This is a genomic window from Allobosea sp. FBZP-16 (assembly GCF_002831785.1).
GTDB classification, from domain to species: Bacteria; Pseudomonadota; Alphaproteobacteria; order Rhizobiales; family Beijerinckiaceae; genus Allobosea; species Allobosea lupini.
Window position 1 is genome coordinate 38,981 of record NZ_LNCQ01000043.1, and the last position, 19,880, is coordinate 58,860.

21 protein-coding genes and 1 tRNA gene are annotated in these 19,880 nt (G+C 65.2%); 15 read left to right on the forward strand and 7 right to left on the reverse strand.

The genetic code is table 11. The features are described 5' to 3' along the window. Position 1 precedes the first annotated feature (1 nt). Positions 2–1,264: a TRAP transporter large permease gene (locus CXY91_RS21495; RefSeq protein WP_100963213.1), complete on the forward strand. Its 1,263-nt coding sequence runs from the start codon at positions 2–4 to the stop codon at positions 1,262–1,264. 26 nt (positions 1,265–1,290) lie between these two features. Continuing rightward, positions 1,291–1,647: a hypothetical protein gene (locus CXY91_RS21500; RefSeq protein WP_100963215.1), complete on the forward strand. Its 357-nt coding sequence runs from the start codon at positions 1,291–1,293 to the stop codon at positions 1,645–1,647. A gap of 381 nt (positions 1,648–2,028) precedes the next feature. Here CXY91_RS21500 and CXY91_RS21505 read toward each other — a convergent pair whose 3' ends face one another. Continuing rightward, positions 2,029–2,550 carry a TetR-like C-terminal domain-containing protein gene (locus CXY91_RS21505; protein WP_158673537.1) on the reverse strand — a complete coding sequence of 174 codons (522 nt, stop codon included), beginning with the start codon at positions 2,548–2,550 and terminating at the stop codon, positions 2,029–2,031. A 221-nt stretch (positions 2,551–2,771) separates the two neighbouring features. Here CXY91_RS21505 and CXY91_RS21510 point away from each other — a divergent pair, with 221 nt between their 5' ends. Genes CXY91_RS21510 through CXY91_RS21560 form a run of 11 tightly spaced genes read left to right on the forward strand, consistent with a single transcriptional unit; the run spans position 2,772 to position 13,998 of the window. Beyond that, complete coding sequence (locus CXY91_RS21510) at positions 2,772–3,749, forward strand: ABC transporter substrate-binding protein (RefSeq protein ID WP_100963219.1); 978 nt, start codon at positions 2,772–2,774, stop codon at positions 3,747–3,749. Next, positions 3,746–4,570, forward strand: a complete 825-nt coding sequence (locus tag CXY91_RS21515; protein ID WP_100963221.1) for an ABC transporter permease — start codon at positions 3,746–3,748, stop codon at positions 4,568–4,570. The genes CXY91_RS21510 and CXY91_RS21515 overlap by 4 nt, the downstream gene beginning before the upstream one ends. Then, positions 4,567–5,361 carry an ABC transporter permease gene (locus CXY91_RS21520; RefSeq protein WP_158673538.1) on the forward strand — a complete coding sequence of 265 codons (795 nt, stop codon included), beginning with the start codon at positions 4,567–4,569 and terminating at the stop codon, positions 5,359–5,361. The genes CXY91_RS21515 and CXY91_RS21520 overlap by 4 nt, the downstream gene beginning before the upstream one ends. Before the next feature lies 1 nt (position 5,362). After that, positions 5,363–6,199, forward strand: coding sequence for an ABC transporter ATP-binding protein (locus CXY91_RS21525; RefSeq protein WP_100963223.1), 837 nt, complete (start codon positions 5,363–5,365; stop codon positions 6,197–6,199). Then, positions 6,199–7,086, forward strand: coding sequence for an SDR family NAD(P)-dependent oxidoreductase (locus tag CXY91_RS21530; RefSeq protein WP_100963225.1), 888 nt, complete (start codon positions 6,199–6,201; stop codon positions 7,084–7,086). The genes CXY91_RS21525 and CXY91_RS21530 overlap by 1 nt, the downstream gene beginning before the upstream one ends. A gap of 42 nt (positions 7,087–7,128) precedes the next feature. After that, positions 7,129–8,034: a beta-keto acid cleavage family enzyme gene (locus CXY91_RS21535; protein WP_100963228.1), complete on the forward strand. Its 906-nt coding sequence runs from the start codon at positions 7,129–7,131 to the stop codon at positions 8,032–8,034. A gap of 23 nt (positions 8,035–8,057) precedes the next feature. Continuing rightward, positions 8,058–9,785, forward strand: coding sequence for a dihydroxyacetone kinase subunit DhaL (gene dhaL / locus CXY91_RS21540; protein WP_100963230.1), 1,728 nt, complete (start codon positions 8,058–8,060; stop codon positions 9,783–9,785). Continuing rightward, positions 9,782–10,696: a beta-keto acid cleavage family enzyme gene (locus CXY91_RS21545; protein ID WP_100963232.1), complete on the forward strand. Its 915-nt coding sequence runs from the start codon at positions 9,782–9,784 to the stop codon at positions 10,694–10,696. The genes dhaL and CXY91_RS21545 overlap by 4 nt, the downstream gene beginning before the upstream one ends. Continuing rightward, a complete protein-coding gene (locus CXY91_RS21550) occupies positions 10,693–11,409 on the forward strand; it encodes an SDR family NAD(P)-dependent oxidoreductase (RefSeq protein ID WP_100963234.1) in 717 nt (238 codons plus the stop codon). Before CXY91_RS21545 ends, CXY91_RS21550 begins: the two co-directional genes overlap by 4 nt. A 15-nt stretch (positions 11,410–11,424) precedes the next feature. Next, the gene (locus tag CXY91_RS21555) at positions 11,425–13,209 is read left to right on the forward strand and encodes an IlvD/Edd family dehydratase (protein ID WP_100963236.1); all 1,785 of its coding nucleotides are present in this window, start codon (positions 11,425–11,427) and stop codon (positions 13,207–13,209) included. 39 nt (positions 13,210–13,248) lie between these two features. Next, positions 13,249–13,998 (forward strand): SDR family oxidoreductase, encoded by a 750-nt coding sequence (locus CXY91_RS21560; protein WP_100963238.1) that lies wholly within the window; start codon positions 13,249–13,251, stop codon positions 13,996–13,998. Positions 13,999–14,115: 117 nt separating this feature from the next. Here the strand turns inward: CXY91_RS21560 and CXY91_RS31160 are convergent, their stop codons facing one another. The 6 genes from CXY91_RS31160 to CXY91_RS21585 all read right to left on the reverse strand — a co-directional run bounded on the left by CXY91_RS31160 (position 14,116) and on the right by CXY91_RS21585 (position 18,069). Continuing rightward, positions 14,116–14,553: a pyridoxal-phosphate dependent enzyme gene (locus CXY91_RS31160; RefSeq protein WP_282569390.1), complete on the reverse strand. Its 438-nt coding sequence runs from the start codon at positions 14,551–14,553 to the stop codon at positions 14,116–14,118. Next, positions 14,540–14,947, reverse strand: coding sequence for a pyridoxal-phosphate dependent enzyme (locus CXY91_RS31165; protein ID WP_282569391.1), 408 nt, complete (start codon positions 14,945–14,947; stop codon positions 14,540–14,542). Before CXY91_RS31165 ends, CXY91_RS31160 begins: the two co-directional genes overlap by 14 nt. 100 nt (positions 14,948–15,047) lie before the next feature. Beyond that, positions 15,048–15,815 carry an alpha/beta fold hydrolase gene (locus CXY91_RS21570; RefSeq protein ID WP_100963240.1) on the reverse strand — a complete coding sequence of 256 codons (768 nt, stop codon included), beginning with the start codon at positions 15,813–15,815 and terminating at the stop codon, positions 15,048–15,050. A gap of 140 nt (positions 15,816–15,955) precedes the next feature. Then, positions 15,956–16,480, reverse strand: a complete 525-nt coding sequence (locus tag CXY91_RS21575) for a cytochrome P460 family protein (protein ID WP_100963242.1) — start codon at positions 16,478–16,480, stop codon at positions 15,956–15,958. Positions 16,481–17,081: 601 nt separating this feature from the next. After that, complete coding sequence (locus CXY91_RS21580) at positions 17,082–17,453, reverse strand: MarR family winged helix-turn-helix transcriptional regulator (protein ID WP_158673539.1); 372 nt, start codon at positions 17,451–17,453, stop codon at positions 17,082–17,084. Between the two features lie 526 nt (positions 17,454–17,979). Then, positions 17,980–18,069, reverse strand: a tRNA-Ser gene (locus tag CXY91_RS21585). 200 nt (positions 18,070–18,269) lie between these two features. Between CXY91_RS21585 and CXY91_RS21590 the strand changes: the two genes are divergently transcribed. After that, positions 18,270–18,572, forward strand: a complete 303-nt coding sequence (locus CXY91_RS21590) for a hypothetical protein (RefSeq protein ID WP_100963244.1) — start codon at positions 18,270–18,272, stop codon at positions 18,570–18,572. 155 nt (positions 18,573–18,727) lie between these two features. Beyond that, a partial coding sequence (locus CXY91_RS21595) for a YifB family Mg chelatase-like AAA ATPase (protein ID WP_100963246.1) occupies positions 18,728–19,880 on the forward strand: 1,153 nt, incomplete at its 3' end.

Sequence of the window (19,880 nt, forward strand, 5' to 3'; positions counted from 1 at the left end):
CATGATCACTGGTGCAGCTTTCACCGCGTTCCTGCTGGGCGGCCTGCCGATCGGGCTCGTGCTCTGCCTTGCGACGTTGTCCTATGTCGTCGCGACGCGAAACTGGCAGCTCTTCGATTCCTATCTGATCCAGCTCTTCGGCGGCATCGATTCCTACGGCCTGCTCGCCCTGCCACTGTTCATCCTGGTCGGCGAGTTCATGAACGCAGGCGGGATCACGACGCGGCTGCTCGAGATGACAATGGCCATCACCGGCCGGATCCGCGGCAGCCTCGCCTATGTCAACGTCTTCGCCAACGGGCTGATCTCGTCGATCCTGGGATCGTCGACGACCCAGATCGCAATCATGGCGCAGACGCTCGTGCCGGAAATGGTGCGCAAAGGCTACGACAAGAACTTTGCCGTCGCCACCACCGTCTCGGCGGGATTGCTCGGGCCTATCATCCCGCCCTCGCTGATCTTCGTGATCTACGGCGTGATGGTGCAGGCACCGATCGGCGACATGTTCGTCGCGGGAATCATTCCCGGCCTGCTGATCATCGCGACCTTCTGCCTAGTGATCTGGCTGATGGGCTTCTGGCTCGCCTATCCCATCGAGCCCCACGCTTCGGTCCGCGAGCGCATCGGCCGGTTCATGCGCGGCCTGCCCACCATGCTGATCCCGATCGTCATCCTGGTCAGCATCATGACCGGACTGGCGAGCCCGACGGAATCGGCGGCGCTGGCCTGCGTCGCAGCGCTGTTTCTCGGCTTGGGCTATCGCGAGATCGATCTGCGCCAGCTGCCACAGATGTTCCTGCGGACCGGGCTCAACACGGCGATCGTGCTTTACCTTGTCGCCGCGGCCAACGTCTTCACCTGGGTGCTGATCCACGGCCAGGTGCCGCAGGTCGTCGCCAACTGGATGACCTCGGTGGCGAGCGGACCGGTCAGCTTCATGCTCTGGCTCAACCTGATCCTGCTGGTCATCGGCACGGTGATCGACGGCGTCGCCGGGCTGATCCTGATCGTGCCGATCCTCTATCCGATCGCGACCGGCCTCTACGGCATCGATCCGATCCATTTCGGGGTGGTGGTCTCGATCAATCTGACTCTCGGGTTGGTTTCGCCGCCGGTCGGGGCTGCGCTATTCGTCGGCGCGTCGTTGACGAATACCAAACCGAGCGACGTCTTCGCCATGTCACTCCCCTTCTGCCTCGCAACCTGCGTGGTCCTGGTCGTTCTCAGCATCTGGCCATGGTTCACGCTGGCGCTGATCAGATGACTCCACGCGCAAACAGGACAATCGCGATGAATCAGTCGAGCACGGCACCTGGCGGCGTCGCCCGCATCTGGCGAGGTCGGACCAGCAGCACCCTGGCGGACGAGTACACCCGTTATCTCTACGACCACGGCGTGAAGAAGCTCGAGTCGCTCGGCGCGCGCGGCGTCCAGATGCTCCGCGAGGACCAGGCGGATTCCAGCTTCTTCATGGTCACGTCGTTCTGGGACAGCATGGAGGCGATGACCCGCTGGGCGGGAGCCGACCCGACCCGGGTCAGGCATCTGGACAAGGACCCTGAATATCTTCTCGAACTGCCCAGCAGCATTCAGATCCTGAGCGTCGTCTCCTGCAACTGGATGCTGGCAGATACGATGCGCATTTAGACCGTATTGGCTCTGCCTGCCGGGCTAGCTGGCCCTGCAAGGCCGCTTCCGGGCTAGGTGGCCTGCTGCCGGCTTCGCGGGCACGGTGAGTGAGTGTTTCGTGAGGCCGGAGGGTCTGCGGCGCTTCAAAGCGCGTCCAAATGCGAGGCTCTCCAGACCCACTCCGATGCATGCGTGCAGCGGGCTCGCTCGACAGAAGCCACCAGACTACGAAGATAAGCGTAACCCGCGTGAACGAGACCGCGGCACAGAGGTGCAATCCGCGCTTGACCCAACTGCCCGACTAGTGAGGCAGACCTTCGATGTACGTCAGCAAGCGAACTGTGAGCACGTGAGCTTCGACACGCGCAATGCGGCGACTTTCCGAGCGGGATCGTCGACTTAGTCTGCAGCCAGCCGGCTCATGACGAAGCGCGTCGTTTCTTCCGCGAGTTCCTCGGGCAGTCGTCGATAACCGCCGAGAAAGGCGCGGCAGATCAGCGGGCCTGTCAGGAGATCGCAAATCCATTCGGCATCGATCTCTCCTGTTAGTTCGCCACGCGCCCGTGCGCGCCCGAGAGCTCGCGATGTGGATGCCCTGCGCGGTGCCACGAATCCGTGCCACCAACTGCTGGCGAGCTCCGGTTCGGCACTGATATCGGCGAGCAGGCCGGGGAACAGCCCGGCGATGACGGGGTCGTTCCAGAACCGGATCTGAGAGCGCTGCAATTCCAACAGGTCGCCTGCAAGGGATCCGGTGTCAGGCGTTGGGTCGATACCATAGCCCTCGATCAGGGCACCGAGAACGAGGAGCACCTTGTTGGCGCCCCGAAGGTAGATGGTCGGCCGCGTGGCGCCGGTCCGTTGCGCAACCATGTCATAGGACAAGCGCTGGTAGCCGACCTCCGCCAGCAGATCGAGCACGGCGCGGGTGATGGCAGCATCGGTTGCACTCCGCCGGGGCCGCCCTCGCGTACGAGGCTTGCCGGCAAAGACCCCGGAAGGCTCGGGCGTCGGCTTGGCCGAGTTTGTCCTAGGCATCGCTACATCTCTTGACAGGGCCATTCGAACTAATTCATATACAGGTCGTATCGTAAATATAAGACCTCAAGGTCGTTTACACGATTTTCCCCGGGGAGGGAACCATGAAGCGCTTGTCCTATCTGTCGCGACGTCACTTTCTGGCCGGCATCGCTGCCCTGTCCACCGCCGCCGCGTCCCCGCTGGCGGTCGCGCAGACCGGCGCTGGCAAGCTGCGCGAATTGAAGCTCGGCGTCTTCCCGATCGTCGATGCCGCAGTCCTTTTGCTGGCGCGCGACCGGGGCATCTTCGAGAAGCATGGGCTCAAGGTCACAATCAGCACGTTGTCGACAGCCTCGATCGTGCAATCGACGATGAGCGGACAGGTCGATGTCGCGCTCAACTCCTTGCAACATACCGCCTCCGCCAGCGCGGCCGGATTGCCGATCGGGGTCGTGAGCGGCCTCAGCCGCTGGGCGAAGGGAAGCTCCGGAGCCGACCCCGATGGCCTGATCGTCCGCAAGGGGGATGTCCGCTCGGGCGCCGACCTCAACGGCAAGACGATTGCGGTCGTGGCGCTGAACAGCGCCGACGAACTCGCCGCCCGCGTGACGGTCGACCGCTTCGGCGGCGATGCGCACAGCCTTAAATTTACCGTGCTGCCGCCGCCCGCGATGAAGGGTGCCGTTCAGAACGGCGACGTACAGGCGGCCGTGGTCCACGACCCCTTCTACTCCTCCTTCATGGCGAGCGGAGCGTTCGCGGCTCCCTTCGGCAATCCGAACTTCCTCGCCTTCGCCGATCTGCCGCGCCTCGTCCTGATCGCCTCGCGCGACTACGCCAAGGCCAATGCGGATACGATGCGAGCGCTGCGCGCGGCCGTGGCAGAGGCGATCGCGTATGCCGAGAGCCACCCGCAGGATGTGCCGGAGGCCCTGATGAAAGGTTTCAACACGCCTGAAGCCGACGCCAAGGCCTCGGCGCTGCCGAAGCTCTCGGCCGAAGTCACGGTCGCCCAGGTGGCGCAGGTGAAGAAGCTGTTCGAGGATTACAGCTTCGCGAAGGGCACGGTCGATCCGTCCGCTCTGGTGCTGGCGCCGTGAGCGGTCTCGTCTCCCTTCCCTCGGCCGGTACGCCGGCGCGCCGATCGCCGCCGCGGCCGATCGGCCCCTGGCTCGGCAAGGCAGCCTTCCTGCTGCTCCCGCTGGCGGCGTGGCATCTCCTCGTGCTCAGCGGCAAGGTCGGGCCCGACGTGTTGCCCCGGCTCGACGCGACGCTGCTGCGCCTGGCCGCGCTGATCGCCGCCGGCGACGTTCCGGCCCGCATCGGCGAGACCCTTACCGGCTGGGCGATCTCGCTGCTGATCGCGACGTCGATCGCCGTTCCGCTCGGCATCCTTCTCGGATCGAGCGCCTTCGCGCGGCAGAGCAGCCGGCTGCTGGTCGATGCGCTGCGGAGCGTCCCGCCGCTGGGGCTAATCCCGCTGGCGCTGCTGCTGTTCGGCGCGCGCCGGCAGACCGAGCTTATGGTGACCGTACCGACCATGCTGTGGCCGATCATGCTGCAGGTCAGCCATGGCGTGCGCGACATCGACCCGATGTTGGTCGAGACCGGCCGAGCCTTTCGCCTGCCGAAGGCCACGCTGCTCCGGCATGTGCTGATGCCGGCTGTGACGCCCTATCTCATCACCGGACTGCGGCTTGCCGCCGTCATGGGTCTTCTGCTCTGCATCGGCATCGAGGTACTCACTTATGTGCCAGGCGTCGGCGCGGCGATTGCGGTCGCCCAGAGCGTCGGCGCGGTCCTCGACGTCTATGCCTATACGCTGGTCGCGATCGGGCTGGGCGTCGCGATGACGCTCGCGACCTATCTCGCCGAGGGGTCGCTCGTGCCCTGGAGCCCGGCGCGCAGGAGGCGGCCGTGAGCGCCCTGCGTTGGCGCGGCCTCGCGCTCGAACTTTGGCTACCGGCCCTGCTGGTGCTGCTCTGGTGGCTGAGTTCGCGCGGAAGCACGTCGCTCTATTTCCCGCCATTGGCGCAAATTCTCGATCGGTTCGCCTCGGACTGGCTCTTTGCCAGGGTCGGCAGCGACCTTTTGCCGAGCCTGCGCAATCTCGCCGCCGGCTTTGCGATCGGAGCCGGCCTGGGTGTGGCCCTCGGCGTCGCTCTCGGTCTGTCCCCGCTGGCGCGGCTCGCCCTGCCGCTGCTGGAAGTGATGCGCGCCGTGCCGGTGATCGCGCTGATCCCGCTCGTGATCATGCTGATGGGTACGGGGGACGGAGAGAAGATCGCGATCATCGCCTTCGGTACGCTGTGGCCCGTCCTGCTCAACACCACAGAGGGCGTCAGGATGATCGACCCGACGCTGCGGGACGCGACCGCGACGATGGGGCTTCGCAAGCGCGACACCCTCATGCGCGTCGTCCTGCCGGCGGCGAGCCCGCAAATCTTCGCGGGCCTGCGGCTGGCCGTGTCGATCGCACTGGTGGCGACCGTGGGCAGCGAGCTCTTCGCCTCCACCCGTGGCATCGGCTACGTCATCCTGTCGGCGACGCAAGGCTGGGACATGCCGCAGATGTGGGCCGCGCTGATCATGCTCGGCATCATCGGCTACGCCCTCAACGGCCTGATGAGCCTGGCCGAGAGGCGTGCGCTCGGCTGGCATCACAGCCACGCCGCCTCCGGCTTCGACAGCTCTCATCGCAGGGAACGCTGACATGCTAGAGATCAATGATCTGTCGATGAGCTACGGCTCCGGCACGCAGGCGAAAGTCATCTTCCGGAACCTGAATTGCACCGTCGAGCGGGGCGAAATCGCCTGCCTCGTCGGCCCCTCAGGTGTCGGCAAGTCGACGCTGATGCGCTGCATCGCCGGGCTGTCGCGGCCCGTCGCCGGCACCGTGACCCTCGATGGCGCAGTGATCGACCGGCCGCACAAGGATATCGCGGTGGTCTTCCAGGACTACGGCCGCTCGCTGATGCCCTGGCTCAGCGTGCTGGGGAATATCACGCTGCCCCTGCGCCATCGGATCGCCGATGCCGGCAGGCGCGACAGCGCTGCGGAAGCTGCCATCGAGGCTGTCGGCCTCAAGGGACACGAGCGGAAATATCCCTGGCAACTGTCCGGCGGCATGCAGCAGCGCGTCGCGATCGCCCGGGCGATCGCCTGCGAGCCGCGACTGCTGCTGATGGACGAGCCCTTCGCCTCCGTCGATGCCCAGACACGCGCTGAGCTGGAGGACCTGACGCTGGGCCTGCGCGAACGGCTCGGCATGTCGGTCGTCGTCGTGACGCATGACATCGACGAGTCGATCTACCTCTCGGATCGGGTCGTGGTGCTGCGCGGCTCGCCGGCCGAGGTGGTCGACACGCTCGCCGTGCCGTTGCCGACGCCACGCGACCAGATCGCCACCAAATCGGAGCCGCTTTTCGCCGAACTTAGGGCGCGCGTGCTGCACGAAATCCGTGGCGAACGCGGAGCGGCGCCGGCGCGACTGAGCCTGGTCGGCGAAGGACCCCTTCAGCGGACCTCGATCGCCGGGAGAACCGCGTGATGGCCACGGCACAACAAGACGCGGTGGGCGTCGGGACTCCGCCGGAACTCGCAGGCCGGCCGCCGCGGTTGGCCGGAAAGGTCGCGATCGTCACCGGAGCCGGCTCGGTCGGCGACGGCTGGGGCAATGGCCGCGCGACCGCCGCCGTCTTCGCCCGCGAGGGCGCCGAGATCTTCGCGGTGGACCGCAATGTCGAAGCGGTCGAGGCTACGCGCGCCGCGATCCTGGAGCGTGGCGGTATATGCGAAACCCACGTCGCCGACGTGACGGACGCCGAAGCGGTCGGCCGGTTGGCCGAGGCCTGCCTGGAACGCTACGGCCGCATCGACGTGCTGCACAACAATGTCGGCATTGCCCATGTCGGCGGCCCGCTGGACACGGCCGAGGCCGACTGGGACCGGCTGATGGCCGCCAACATCAAGAGCATGTTCCTGACCTGCAAGGCGGTCATCCCGATCATGCTGGCGCAGTTCGAGCGCGAGGGGCGCGGCGGCGCGATCGTGAATATGGGCGCGATCGCCGGCATCCGCTGGACCGGCGTGCCGCTCCTCGCCTACGCCGCCTCGAAGGGCGCGATCGTGCCGTTTTCCAAGCAGATCGCGCTGCAATATGCGCGGCAGCGAATTCGCTGCAACGCGGTCACCGCCGGTTTCCTCGAAACGCCGATGATTACCGTGCTGCGTGACGCCTATGGCGCTGCGGATTTCGACGAGATGATGCGCAAGCGCGACCGCCAGATCCCCCGCGGCAAGATGGGCACGGGCTGGGACGTCGCCCATGCCGCCCTCTTCCTCGCCTCGGACGAGGCCGACTTCATCACCGGGCAATCGCTCGTCGTCGACGGCGGCGTCACCTCCCAGACCTGGCTCGATTCCAATGACAACTGACGGGCTTACCATCGCGGCGCCCCGCATGCCGGAGAACGCTCCATGAAGAAGATGATCATCGACGTGCGCATGAACGAGTACGCCATGCGCGACGAGAACCCGAATGTGCCGTGGTCACCGGCCGAGATCGCCGAGGACGCCGCCGAATGCTATGAGGCCGGTGCAACCTGCGTGCATTTCCACGGCCGCGACGGTGTGACAGGCGAGCCGGAGAACAGCTTCGAGACCTATGCCGAGACGATCGAGCGCATCCGCGAGAAGGCGCCCGACGTGCTTGTGCATTCGACGCTCGGCTACGTCACGCTCACCCCGTCGGAACGACGCGTCGAGCACATCCTCAAGCTCGCGCGCAACCCGAAGACAAGGCCCGACATCGCGCCCGTCGACATGGCCTCGATGAACGTCGATGTCTACGCGAAGGACAAGAAGGAGTTCGTCACCGACGACCTCGTCTTCCACAACCCGACCAAGCTGCTGAAATACTTCACTCGCGAGATTCAGGCGGCTGGCGTCAAGACGGTCCACACCTGCTGGAACATCGGCTGTACGCGCACCGTCGACGCCTTCATTGAGATGGGGCTGATCCGGGGACCTGCCTATATCGGCTTGCTGATGTCGGAGAGCGGGCTTTTCGCGGGCCACCCCGGTACTTATCGCGGCCTCTCGGCCCATCTCGACTTCCTGCCGCGCAACGGGCCGAGCGAGTGGCTGGCACTGGTCTATCCCGGCAGCGTGCAGCCGATCGCCAGCATCGCCATCGCCGAGGGCGGACATCTCTCCTTCGGGCTCGGCGACCATCCCTATCTCGAACTCGGCGGCAAACCGCGCAATGCCGATATCGTCCGCCATATTGCGGCCCTGGCCCGCAGCATGGGGCGCGACATCGCGACACCGCAGGAGGCGAGGGAGATTCTCGGCATCGCCGAGCCCCGGTGCGCGGCCGCCTGAGCGCGATAGTCGGAGGAGTGGGAATGAAAAAGCTGATCAACGATCCGCGCGATGTGGTCGGGCAGATGCTGGAGGGGCTCGTCGGCCTCGACGAGCGCCTGGCGCTGCTCGCGGGCGAGAACGTCGTGCTGCGGCGCGACGCCGCCGAGCTCGCGGCGAGGGGCGGGGTCGCGCTGATCTCCGGCGGAGGCGCCGGCCACGAGCCAGCCCATGCCGGCTATGTCGGCGAGGGCCTGCTGACGGCCGCGGTCTCCGGCGACGTCTTCACCTCGCCGAGCACGGATGCGGTCCTTGCCGCGATCCGCGCAGTCGGCGGCCAAGCCGGCGTGCTGCTGATCGTCAAGAACTACACCGGAGACCGGCTCAATTTCGGCCTCGCCGCCGATATCGCCCGCACGGAAGGCATTCCCGTCGAGATGGTGATCGTCGATGACGACGTCGCACTCGGCACGGGCGGCGGTGCGGGCCGGCGCGGCATCGCCGGCACGGTTCTGGTTCACAAGGTTGCAGGGGCCTGCGCTGCTGCAGGCCTCCCGCTTGCCGAGATCAAAGCCGAGGTCGAGGCCGCCATCGCCGCGACCGGCACCATGGGCGTCGCCCTGTCGGGCTGCACGGTGCCCGGCGCCGATTCAGCGGGCTTCGATCTCGCCGCCAACGAGATCGAGCTCGGGCTCGGCATCCATGGCGAGGCCGGGATCGAACGAGCCCATCTCGATGGCGCCGATGCGCTCGTCGAGACGCTTATCGATCGGATCGTCGCCGATCGGGGCTTCGGCGCGAACGATCAGACGGCCCTCCTCGTCAACGGGCTCGGCGGCACGCCGCCGATGGAACTGGCCATCGTCGCCCGGGCGGCCCTCGCCGCGTTGCGCAAACGCGGCATCACCGTGCGTCGTAGCTGGTGCGGCAGCAATCTGACCGCGCTCGACATGCAGGGCTGCTCGCTCTCGCTGATGAGGCTCGATGCAGGCCGCTTGGCGCGTCTCGATGCTCCGGCATTCTCGGCGAGCTGGCAGGCGGGAGCGACGCCGCCGGTGGAGCCCAATCGAGTGCAGATGGCTGCCGGCGCAGAGTCCGTCGAGGCGACCGCGGTAGAGCTCGGGCCGAAGGCGCGGCGCTTCCGCCATGTCCTGGGCGCGATTTCGCATGCCATCCGGGTGCAGGAGGCCCGCCTCACAACGCTCGACCAGGCCGTGGGAGACGGCGATCTCGGCTTCAGCCTCCGCCGTGGTGCCGACGCACTGGACAAGGCCTTCGCTGGCAATCTGCCTGCTGACGAGGCGAGCCTGCTCAGGCTCGTATCGCAGACGCTCCGGCGCAGCATCGGCGGCACCTCAGGCCCGCTCTATGCCATCGCCGCGTTGCGGGCGTCGGAAGTCCTGCGCAAGACGAATGACCCGTCCGCGCACGCCTGGGCCGAAGCGCTCACGGCTTCCTGCACCGGTATCTCCGAACTAGGAGGCGCCGCCCGCGGCGATCGCACCATGCTCGACGCGCTGATCCCAGCGGCCGAGGCGTTTTCCGGAGCTGTGGGGAGCGGAGCGCCCGTATCCACCGCTCTGGCGCAGGCTGTTGCCGCAGCACGGGAAGGCGCAGCCGCCACGGCCGGCATGACGCCGCGCAAGGGCCGTTCGAGCTATCTCGGCGACCGGGTCGCGGGCCATCCCGACCCCGGCGCGGAGGCGGTCGCGATCTGGCTGGCCGCGCTCGCCCACGAATTCTCCGAAGCCGGAGCGGAGGCGAAGCCATGAGCCGGAAGGTCATCGTCACCGTGGCGCCGACGGGCGGATTCGCGACCCGGGCCCAGAACCCGCATCTGCCGACGCAGCCGGACGAGATCGCAGAGGACGTCGCGCGCTGTCATGCGGCGGGCGCCTCCGTCGCGGCGCTGCATGCCCGCCTTCCCAATGACGAACCGACCTGCGACGCGGCGATCTATGGCCGGATCAATACTTTGATCCGCGAGCGCTGCGACATCGTCATCAACAATTCCGGCGGCGGTGGCGTCACCGGCGCGATGGGCCGCAGACTCAGCGACGATCTCTGGGAGGTCGATCTCGACGAGCGCATGAAGGCGGCCGACGCCGGCGCGGAGATCGTCACGCTGAACGCCATGACGGTTCTCGCCACGCTCGCCGGCCGCGAGACTCTGCTGACGGCCTCGCCGCGACGCGCCCGCATTTTCGCGCAGCGCCTGCGCGACAGGGCCATCAAGCCGGAATGGGAGGCGTTCAGCCCGGCCCATCTGATGCAGGACATGCGCACGCTCACCGCAGAGGGGCTCGAGCCGGCCCCGCACATCGTCAATCTCTGTCTCGGCTTCGATCATGTCTTCCAGGGCGCCATGCCCTATTCACCCAAGATTCTCCAGATGATGGTAGAATTGCTGCCGGCAGGCTCGGTGTTCTCCGTGGCGGCGGCCGGCGCGGCGCAGCTTCCTGCAACCACCCACGCGCTGCTGCTCGGCGGCCATGTCCGCGTCGGGCTCGAGGACAACCTGGACTATCTGCCCGGCGAGCCGACGACCAACTCGCGCCTGGTCGAGCGGATGGTGCGCATCATCCGCGAACTCGGCATGGAGCCGGCGACGCCCGGCGAGGCCCGCGAAATCCTCGGCCTGGGGCCCTCAAAGTCGCAAGCACGCGCGGAGCAAGCAGCATGAGCATCCTCGATCGTTTCCGCATGGACGGCGAAGTCGCCATCGTCACCGGCGGGGCCAGCGGCATCGGCGCGGCGGTCGTCGAGGCCCTGCGCGAGGCCGGCGCCAGCGTGATCGTCGCCGACCGCAATGGCGAACCGTCGCTCGACGTCGCCGACGAACGGGCGGTCGATGCCTTCTTCGCCGATGTCGTGCGGCGGCACGGGCGCCTCGACGTGCTGGTCAACAATGCCGGCATCGCCATCCGCCATCCCACGCTCGAACTGTCGAGCGCCGACTGGAACAGCGTTGTCGCGGTGAACATGACCGGCATGTTCCTCTGTGCCCGCGCCGCCGCTCGCCACATGCTGCCGGCGGGCGAAGGCAGGATCGTCAATACCGCTTCGGTGATGGGGCTGTCCGGCGGGCTCTACCCCAACGTGTCGTACCAGACGACCAAGGGCGCGATCGTCAACATGACCCGGGCCTTGGCGATCGAATGGGCGCGTACCGGCATTCGTGTGAACGCCGTCGCTCCCTGGTTCGTGCGCACGGCTCTCACTGCGGGCCTGCTCGACCGGCCGGGCATGCAGGCCGAAATCGAGGCCGCGACCCCCATGGGGCGCCTCGCCGAGCCCGAAGAGATTGCCGGCGCCTTCCTCTATCTCGCCAGCCGGGCCTCCGGAATGGTCACCGGCCATACGCTGCCCGTCGACGGCGGCTTCCTGGCGCGCTGATGGAAGACACGAGCGATGAGCGAGCAAGCCAAGCCCCGCCTGCGCAGCCAGCTCTGGTGGAGCAACCCGGACGATCCCGGCATGACCGCGCTCTATATGGAGCGCTATCTCAATTACGGCCTGACGCGGGCGGAGCTGCAAACGGGCAAGCCGATCATCGGCATCGCCCAGACCGGCAGCGACCTCGCGCCCTGCAATCGCCACCACCTGGCACTTGCGCAGCGCGTGCGCGAGGGCATCCTGCAGGCTGGCGGCATTCCCTTCGAGTTCCCTGTCCATCCGATCCAGGAAACCGGCAAGCGCCCGACGGCCGCGCTCGATCGCAATCTCGCCTATCTCGGCCTTGTCGAGATCCTGTTCGGCTATCCGCTTGACGGCGTCGTGCTGACCACTGGCTGCGACAAGACCACGCCGGCCTGCCTGATGGCGGCGGCGACCGTCGATATACCCGCGATCGTGCTCTCCGGCGGACCGATGCTGGACGGGCACGCAGACGGCAGGCTCGTCGGCTCCGGCACGGTAATCTGGGACGCGCGCAGGCGCCTCGCTGCTGGCGAGATCGACACCGACGCCTTCATGGACATCGTCTCGACCTCGGCGCCGAGCATCGGCCACTGCAACACGATGGGCACGGCGAGCTCGATGAACGCGCTGGCCGAAGCGCTCGGCATGAGCCTGCCCGGCTCGGCCGCGATACCGGCGCCATATCGCGAACGCGCGCAGGTCGCTCACGCGACCGGCGCCCGGATCGTCGGGATGGTATGGGAGGATCTGAAGCCGTCCCGCATCATGACCCGCGCGGCCTTCGAGAACGCGATCGTCTGCGCATCCGCCATCGGCGCATCGACGAATTGTCCGCCCCATCTCAACGCCATCGCGCGGCATATGGGCGTTCCGCTCGACAACGCGGACTGGGACAGGATCGGCTACGACGTGCCGCTGCTCGTCGACATGATGCCGGCCGGGCGGCATCTCGGCGAAGCCTATTACCGTGCCGGTGGTCTGCCGGCAGTCATTGCCGAGTTGCGCAAGGCAGGGCGGATGCACGAAGGCACCCTGACCGTGACGGGGCGCACGCTGGGCGAGGACAACGCCGGAGCACGCATCCTCGACGAAGAGGTCATCCGGCCGATCGCACGCCCGCTGCGCGACGCCGCTGGCTTTGCCGTCCTGTCCGGCAATCTCTTCGACAGCGCGATCATGAAGACCTCGGTGATCTCGGAGGAATTCCGGCGTCGCTATCTCCGCCGTCCAGGAGACGAGGACGCTTTCGAAGGACGGGCCGTCGTATTCGAAGGTCCGGAGGACTACCACGCCCGGATCAACGATCCGGCGCTCGGCATCGACGAGGACTCGATACTCGTCATCCGCCATGTCGGTCCGCTCGGCTATCCCGGCGGAGCGGAGGTGGTGAACATGCTGCCGCCGGACGCTCTGGTCCGTCGCGGTATCGAAGAACTGCCTTGCATCGGCGACGGGCGCCAGAGCGGAACCTCCGGCAGCCCCTCGATCCTGAACGCTTCACCGGAAGCGGCAGCGGGCGGCGGCCTGGCGCTGCTGCGGACCGGCGACCGCATTCGGATCGACCTGAACAAGCGCAGCGCCGACATGCTCGTCGGCAACGACGAACTGGCGCGGCGGCGGAAGGACCTGGTGCTGCCGGGCCTGATCGACCAGACACCCTGGCAAACCCTGTTCCGCCGGCATGTCGGCCAACTCGATGGCGGCATGGTTCTGGAAGAGGCGCTCCGCCACCAGCGCATCGCGGCGATCCACGGCGTTCCGCGCGGCAATCACTGAACGCGACGCCGGGGGCGCTTTGCCTGAATGGAGAGCGGCATGACGAGGTTGGCAGGCAAATACGCGCTCATCACCGGGGGAACGAGCGGCATCGGCCTGGAGACGGCCCGGCAGTTCCTTGCCGAGGGCGCGACGGTGGCGATCACCGGCCGTTCGGCGGCTGGGCTGGAGAAAGCCCGGCGCGAGCTCGGCGGGACGGTGCTGGCGATCCGCAGCGACGCGGGCGACAGCGCCGGGCAGGCGATCGTGGCCACCGACCTGGCGGGGGCATGGCCGCAGCTCGACATCCTCTATGTCAACGCCGGTGAGGTCACCCATCGTCCGTTGGCCGAATGGGACGAGGCGACGTTCGATGCGTTGATGGCGACGAATCTGAAAGGTCCGTTCTTCCTGATCCGCGCGCTGCTGCCGCTGTTCGCCAATCCTGCATCGATCATCCTGTGCGGTTCGGTGTCCGCACATATCGGCCTGCCGCAGTCGAGCGCCTATGCCGCGAGCAAAGCCGGGCTTCTATCTCTCGCGCACACGCTGTCGGGGGAGCTCAAGGATCGCGGCATCCGCGTGAACGGGCTGAGCCCGGGTCCGACCGAGACACCCGCGCTCGGCAAGCTGGGCCTGGAGGTGCAGGCCGAGGCCGCACTGCGAGACGATATCCGGCGGCTGGTCCCGATCGGCCGCATGGGCACGCCGCTCGAACTTGCCAAGGCCGCCGTGTTCCTGGCCTCGGATGAATCCGCCTTCGTTGTCGGCACCGAGCTCCTCGTCGACGGCGGTGTCAGCGGTATTTAACGATGCAGATGACTTGGCGGGTCGCGCCACTTGCGGACATTGGAACCTGCCCGCAAGCGGACATTCGTAGCCCGGCTGGCGGCCAAGCTTACGCGCATCGTTTACGAGCGCATTCTATCAATTCGGAAATTCGCGCTGTAGCCTTGAGACCGGAGCCGGTTGGAACGAGGACCGCGGTTTCCCCCGGTAAGATATCGCCATTCGCCTGCAATGCCGGAACGCACCGATGACACCTGCGGAAGTTGGCTCGATGTATAGGCCAGCCTCAGCACTCTGCCATAGGGCCTTCTCGATCGCCTCCTCAGAAAGCGCAACGGTTCCGCCGCGGGAGCGCCACAGCGCCTGTAGGACCTCGCGTAGTCGTACCGGCTGTGCGATCGCTGTGCCCTCTGCAATGGTCGGACCGGTTTCGATCGGAACGGCGCACTCGCTTTGGGCATGAAAGCTTGCATGGATCGGAGCGCAGCGTGCTGGCTGAATGCCGAAAAGCCGAGGCAGCTTCGCGATCTGGCCAGCACGCAGCAACTCGCCAAAGCCAATGTCACAGCCGAGCACGTTGCTGCGGCGCCCATCGGCATAATGATGTTGTCGGGAGCGCGGAAGCGAGGTCCTCCCATAGTTCGTAGGCGAGCGTCTTGGTGCCCTCCAGGAAGAAGGCCTGCCAATTATAGCTAGCATAAAAGAGCTGGTCGGATTGTCGGATTGCCTCGTCGGCCGTCGCTTGGCGCGGGCCATCGATGAGCTCGACCTTGGCGCAGTGAGCGCGCATCTGCACTGTCTTGCCGGGCTGGGTCGACGCCGGGACCAGGATCTTGGCCCGCATGCCACCTGCGGCAGCATAGGTCGCGACAGCGGCGCCGCCATTGCAGGATGAATCCTCCAGCACCGCCGTCAGCACCGCCGTGACGCCTTGTTGGCGCAGGACCGACAGCATGACCGAAACCGGCATTGTAGCCGATCTCGGTTCCCGCGATCAAAGGGTTCTCGGGCGATTGCAGACTGGCCCAGTCTGCATCGGCCTCAGCGGTCAGCCATCCGTGCCGCTGGCGTTACCTCGCAGCTTCCTCGATGAGACCAGCAACGGCCTGTGGCTGGGACACCATCACCACGTGAGACGCGCCTTCTGCGACGACCGTGCGCTTCGAGCCTGCCCGCTCAGCCATGAAGCCTAGCGCTTTGGCGGGGATGTTTTTGTCACCATCGCCGTAGATGAAGTAGGAGGGAAGCACTTTCCAAGCCGGTTTGCCTGACTTTTCTGTCAGTGCCGCCGCGGTGATCGGCCGCTGGCCGGCTGCCATCAGCGCAGCGTCAGCGGCGCCCACGTCATGGGCAAATTGATCTCGGAACTTGACCTGATCGATGGAGAGCTCAGTCCCACCATCGGCCAGCTTAACAGGAGCGGCAAGTGCCTTGCCGAGGGTGCCACCGGGGAACTTACCTGCCAAATCGGCTGCTGCTTCGCCTTCATCCGGAGCAAATGCCGCCACATAGACCAACGACTTGACGTTGTTCCTGCCATTCGCGGCGGTGGTGATCACTTGGCCGCCATACGAGTGGCCTACTAGAACGACAGGGCCGTCGATGCTTGCAACTATATCGGAGACATAGGCTGCGTCGGACGAGACGCTGCGCAACGGATTTGCGGCGGCGATCACACGGTAGCCTTTGCTTTGCAGTAACTTCGTAACACCATTCCAACTCGAAGAATCGGCAAAGGCGCCGTGAACAAGTACGATGGTAGGCCTCGCAGGCTGGGCAACTGCGTTACCCGAAAGCAGAGCACCGGCAACGGCAAGGCTTGCAGCAAATTTGGACATGGGTACTTCCTTTCAATTAGAAACCAAGATGGCATTTATAATTTGCAAGTCTAGATCTTTTTTGCGATTTGAAGAACATTTCAAGCGGTATATCCGATAGCTTATTATAATAGTTTTCTCCGAGAGCATGATCTTAGATATTACGGAGAGTAATGGCTGAAGACGAAATCATTTTTACGATCGAGTTTTTGGTGACAGGCGAAACAGGATTTTGTCAGTGGGATGCTCTGATTTGCAATCCCGTTCTCAAATTGCCCATAACCCCAGCCGTCGCTGTCAGCATACTTTTTCGAGTCTTTGACGCTGATCTGCACGTTGGTCGGATTGCCAGCAATGTACGACTGTGGCGCCGGGAATACAGCGTCATTCCGTGGTGATGACTTAAACTCGTAAGCAAGTCGGACAATTATCGCTCCGTCAGGGAAGGGCAGCGTGCCAGCGCGGAACGCTTCGTAGGCGACGTCGTTCCCAATAACCGCACGGATGTCGTTGTTCTGGCCTGCCTCGTGAGCGACGGTTATGACTCGCCAATCTCGATAACCCTCTGGAAGGCCTACGCCATACACAGGTGAGACATTTTCGCCGGCAGTGCCGATTGTGGCTGCGTATATGAATATTGCCGAAGCAGCAGACAACACCGAGCCTAGTGACAAAAATTCCTTCAAATTAGCCCCCTAAAGCATGTGAAATTCCATGCCCAAAATCGCGGCATACAATTTCTATAGGATCCTATATATCGTGACGAGAGTTCCTGCAAGAAGCTTTCCCACGCTGGAGAGGGTCGACTTCATGTCTGCGCCGTTGACACTGCCCGACCTCTTAAGCGCGGCAGTCGGTGTCCCGCGGCGGCGATTTTCCTGTTTAAATATCGAAAAGAGGAGTTCGGCGATCGAACGCTACGAACTCAGCAATTTCGAGTAGAACACGATCGAGCCGCATCTTCCCATACAAGCCGTGCGGTGTGCCCCGTTTCGATGACCGCCGGGTTCTAAGCGGCATCTTCTGTGTGCGTCGCTCCGGCGCCGCTGGACGGATGCGCCAGTCCTCTACGGTCACCAACGACGCTATACATCGCTTCAAAACTTGCGCAAAGCCGGCTTCTGCAATCGGCTCAATCACGTAGAAAAGTCTTACGACGACGTCCTGATAATCGACACCTCGGTCGCGCCGGTCCATCCACAAGCGGCGGCCGGAAAGCGTATGGTCTGATCAAACCGATCCGTGTTTCTGTTGCTCAATCAAGCATACAAATGTTATGACCAATTACTAGCGTTCAAAATTTGCGAGCATCCGCTTCAATAAATTGATTACTTGTTCGATCTCCTGCGTACTGAAGCCTTGCACAGCTAAGTCATTCCCGTCATCCATTATCTCAGAAATGACCGGCAACGCGGAGTTTGCTTTTTCGGTAAGGCGAATGAAGCTGCTCCGGGCGTCCTTCGGGTCCTTGCGACGTGTAACAAAACCGTCGCGTTCAAGCCGGCTTAAGAGTTGTGCCGTGCTGGATTGCTCTACCCCAAGAAGTTCGGTCATTTGCTTTTGCGTCAGCTCGCCCCCCTCGGAGAGAGCACTGATCACTGGGTATCCAGCAAGACCGGTGCCTAAAGGCTGAATCCGCTCTTCCGCGTAGCGGGACATCAACCGTGCCAGCCTTACTACGAGGTAACCCGGCCTCTCGCGCAACTTCCATCTTGGTCCTACAGTACCCACTGACATCAAATCCTGTCTGCTGGAGCATTAGATCTAGTTCGCCGCCTTGGGCCTCCGGCGTAGCAGGCAGGCCTGGAACACCGGCAACGTCCAGCCGTCATCGTCTATTCGGGTCGGCATCACTCCGACCTCCATATCAGTCGAACCTATGTATCACACGTTGAATTGGGAAAGCGGTTACTGAACGTCATCGAACTGATGCCAGCCTCTGAGATGAACCGCCCGAGAGCGGACGTTCCAAATGTCAGCCAGGGGCCAACTCTTGACAGAAAATTAGTCACTGCGGTTGTCGTGCGGAACCGCAGTCGCGCGGGCCTAGCAGAGAAACGGCCCTTTGAAAGGCGCAAAAGTTCTCGGCTGCCGTGGAACAGAGAACGTCCCGGCGCCTTCAAAGCGCGGAAATACCGGCCATTTCGAGCGGTTCTGCGCCGAGGGCTGAAGCGGGGAGACTAGCTGGCGGACAGGGCGGGATTCGAACCCGCGATACGGTTTCCCGTATACACACTTTCCAGGCGTGCGCCTTCAACCACTCGGCCACCTGTCCGGCGCGCTGCTTATGGCGCCCACGCGCGCGACTTTCAAGGCCTAAAGCCGCAGGCCGCACAGGGTTGCGTGCAATTGTCCTTTGCCGTTGCATGATCGCGGGCGAGGAGACACATGCAGATTCGCCGGTGCGGCCGATCGAGGCTCTCGCGGCGCCGGCTGTGGCGGGAATTGGGGGAAGGCTTGCGGGTTCTCGTCAGGATGCTGGGCTACCTTCTCGTCGCCGGCGGCTTCGTCGCGCTGCTCACCGATGGCGCGCGCTCGATCGCCAATTCGGCCCTGCGCTTCACGCCGCTCGGCGAGACCGCGCTGACGTTTCTCGGCGAGCGCTTCCGTCAGCTGCAGCCCGCGGTCGAGCGCAATCTCCATCCCATGCTCTGGGACCCGGTGCTGGTCCATCTGCTGCAGGTGCCGACTGCAGCGGCCGGATTGCTGCTCGGCTTCCTCCTGCTCTGGCTCGGTGCAGCGCCCAAATCCGTGATCGGCATCGTCACGCGACGGTGAGCATCCTGATGAGCCGTGTCGCCGTGGGCCCGTCCTCGTGCGGCAGTCGATCGTTCGCATCGAACGTGCGATGGGGTTTGTAAGTTCCCCATATGTTCTTGCAACCCTGGCGCGCTTCCGCTAGCGTCACTGCGCGGAGCTGGGGTGGGCTTGGAATGGTGACGCGGGTCGCGACGGTAGCGTTCGAAGGCATCGAGGCGCGCGCCGTCGATGTGCAGGTCCAGGTCACGCCGGGTGGCGTCGCCTTCATCCTCGTCGGCCTGCCGGACAAGGCGGTCGGCGAGAGCAAGGAGCGCGTCCGTGCCGCGCTGATCGCGTCGGGGCTGGCGCTGCCGGCCAAGCGCATCACGGTCAACCTCGCCCCGGCCGACCTGCCGAAGGAAGGCAGCCATTACGATCTGCCGATCGCGCTGGGGGTCATGGCGGCGATCGGCGCGATCCCGGCTGACGCGCTCGCCGGCTACACCGTACTTGGCGAACTCGCCCTCGACGGCTCGATCACCCCGGTTGCCGGGGTGCTGCCGGCCGCGATCGCAGCCTATGGCCGAGGGCAGGGGCTGATCTGCCCCGCCGCCAGCGGGCCGGAAGCGGCCTGGGCGGCCCGCGATCTGGATATCGTCGCGCCGCGCTCGCTGATCCAGCTCGCCAACCATTTCAAGGGCACGCAGGTGATGGCGCGGCCGCAGCCCGCCGTCGCCCGTCAGGGCGGGCCGCTGCCCGACCTGCGCGACATCAAAGGCCAGGAGAGCGCCAAGCGCGTCCTCGAGATCGCAGCCGCCGGCGGCCACAATCTCCTGATGAACGGGCCGCCCGGCGCCGGCAAGTCGATGCTGGCGAGCCGCCTGCCCTCGATCCTGCCGCCGCTCGATCCGCGCGAGCTGCTGGAGGTCTCGATGGTGCTTTCGGTCGCCGGCCATCTCGCCGATGGCGAGTTGACGGACCGGCGCCCCTTCCGTGCTCCGCATCACTCGGCCTCGATGGCCGCACTCGTCGGTGGAGGCCAGCAGGCCCGGCCCGGCGAAATCTCGCTCGCCCATCACGGCGTGCTCTTCCTCGACGAATTGCCGGAGTTCCAGGCGCACGCGCTCGATGCGCTGCGCCAGCCGATGGAGACCGGCGAGGTGCTGATCTCGCGTGCCAACCACCGCACCGTATACCCCGCGAATTTCCAGCTGATCGCCGCGATGAATCCCTGCCGCTGCGGCAAGGCGACCGAGCCCGGCTATGCCTGCCACACCCGGCCCAATGAGCGATGCATGGCGAGTTATCAGGCGAAGATTTCTGGCCCGATGCTCGACCGGATCGACA